Origin of the sequence: Streptomyces sp. NP160 (genome assembly GCF_006335115.1) — a bacterium.
Taxonomy (GTDB): Bacteria; Actinomycetota; Actinomycetes; order Actinomycetales; family Quadrisphaeraceae; genus Quadrisphaera.
Genome location: NZ_VDMJ01000039.1, coordinates 1 through 1,735, shown reverse-complemented (window position 1 = coordinate 1,735; position 1,735 = coordinate 1). Strand labels below are relative to the sequence as shown.

General features: G+C 74.5%; 3 protein-coding genes. 2 read left to right on the top strand and 1 reads right to left on the bottom strand.

What is annotated here, in order from left to right:
• On the bottom strand, nt 1–270 hold a 270-nt coding region (locus FHN55_RS17935), incomplete at its 3' end, for an MFS transporter (RefSeq protein ID WP_139713706.1).
• Between the two features lie 573 nt (nt 271–843).
• On the opposite strand from FHN55_RS17935, the gene FHN55_RS17930 reads away from it, so the two are divergent.
• Both FHN55_RS17930 and FHN55_RS17925 read left to right on the top strand, forming a co-directional pair.
• Nucleotides 844–1,206 carry a hypothetical protein gene (locus FHN55_RS17930; protein ID WP_139713705.1) on the top strand — a complete coding sequence of 121 codons (363 nt, stop codon included), beginning with the start codon at nt 844–846 and terminating at the stop codon, nt 1,204–1,206.
• A gap of 79 nt (nt 1,207–1,285) precedes the next feature.
• On the top strand, nt 1,286–1,735 hold a 450-nt coding region (locus FHN55_RS17925), incomplete at its 3' end, for a DUF6328 family protein (RefSeq protein ID WP_139713704.1).

Sequence of the window (1,735 nt, the reverse complement as noted above, 5' to 3'; positions counted from 1 at the left end):
CAGCCCGGCGAAGACGACGATCACCGCGAGGCCCGCGATGAGCGTCTTCTTGGCGCCGATGCGGCTGGAGACCGCCCCGACGAAGAGCATCGCGACGGCGGTGACCACGAGGTAGCTGGTGAACAGCAGCGAGACCTGGCCGGGCGTGGCGCCCAGCTCGTCCTTGATGACGGGCAGGATCGGGTCGACCAGGCCGATGCCCATGAACGAGATGACGCAGGCGAAGGCGACGGCCCAGACGGCGCGCGGCTGCTTCAGCATGTCGCGCATCGACGTGGGGGCGTGGGTGCTCACGGCAGGGGAGTCCTTCCGGGGGTCCGGGGGTGGGGGTGTCAGGCGAGCGCGAGGGCGCCGCGGCGGGAGACCGCCGCCTGCGCCAGGCGCGCCAGGGCCGGTGTGGCGGCGAGCAGGGCCTCGGCGTCACCGGGAGGGGCGGCGTCCAGGAGGTCGGCCAGGGCCGCTGCGCGGGCGGCGCGGCGGGCGCCCACGAGCGCGCGGCCCGCGTCGGTGAGGACGACGACGAGCGCGNNAGCCGCCGTCGCGGGCGAGCCGGGCCAGCAGCGTGGTGGAGGCCAGGCTCAGGTCACCGGGTGGTGCCATGCGCCGGGCCCAGCTCAGGAGGTCCTCCAGGGCCGTCGAGAGCGCGACCGAGGGCTCCGCGGAGGATTCGGTTGCTGCAGGCACCAGATATTTGTATCACTCGCTTATGCACGTGTCGAACGGGGAGCCTGCTGGGTGCCCCCTGTGGTGGAGCACTCCTGACGACTTCGGCGAGCCTCCCGCGAAGAGGGGGGTCGAGCGCCTAGCGTCTGACCACGGACCGCAGGACCCGAGGAGGCCACCGTGCCCGACCCGACCACTCCCGCCCCCCGTTCCGGTGAGCCGGCGCGGATCACGTGCTCGTGCCCGGTCTGCGGGGCCATGACCCTGCCGGCCGACAGCTTCGACCTGGTGGTGTGCGCCTCCGACGCGGGGCGCAGCTTCTACCAGTTCACCTGCCCCAAGTGCTCCGGCCTCGTCACCAAGCAGGCCTCCGAGCGCGTGGTCACGGGCCTGTCGGCCCGCGGCGTGCGCGTGGCGAGCCTGCCCATGGAGGCTCTCGAGGAGCACGCCGGGCCCGTCCTCACCATGGACGACCTGCTCGACCTCTCCATCGCGCTGTCCAACCCCGACGCGGTGGCCGCGGCCCTGTCCTCGGCCGGCTGAGGACCCGCTCCGCCCCCTCGTCGCGTGCTCCCGTGCGCTCGTCCGTGCGGTCAGCACCCCCTCCCGTGACGATGGGGCCGTGGACCCGACGACGACGGGCGCGGCGTCGCGCGACGAGCGCGGGGAGACCACCCTCGCCCAGCTCGACAGGCACTGGATCGAGCTGCTGCAGGAGCTGCGCGTGGTGCAGACCGGCGTGCAGGTGCTCACCGGCTTCCTGCTGACGCTGCCGTTCCAGCCGCGCTTCGCCGGCGCCCCCACCTGGCAGGTGGTGGTCTACCTCGTGGCCGTGGGGCTGGCGGTGCTGGCCACGGCGCTGTTCGCCGCGCCCGTGAGCGTGCACCGGGCGGTGTTCCGCCGCCGCGCCCGGGCCGAGCTGGTCATGGTCGGGCACCGCTGCGCGGTGGTCGGGCTGGCGTGCCTGGCGGGGGCGCTGACCGCCGTCGTCCTGCTCGTCGTCGCGGTGCTGCTCGGCGGCGGGCCGGGTCTGGTGGCGGGGGGCGCCGCCGTCGTCGTCTTCGCCGGGCTG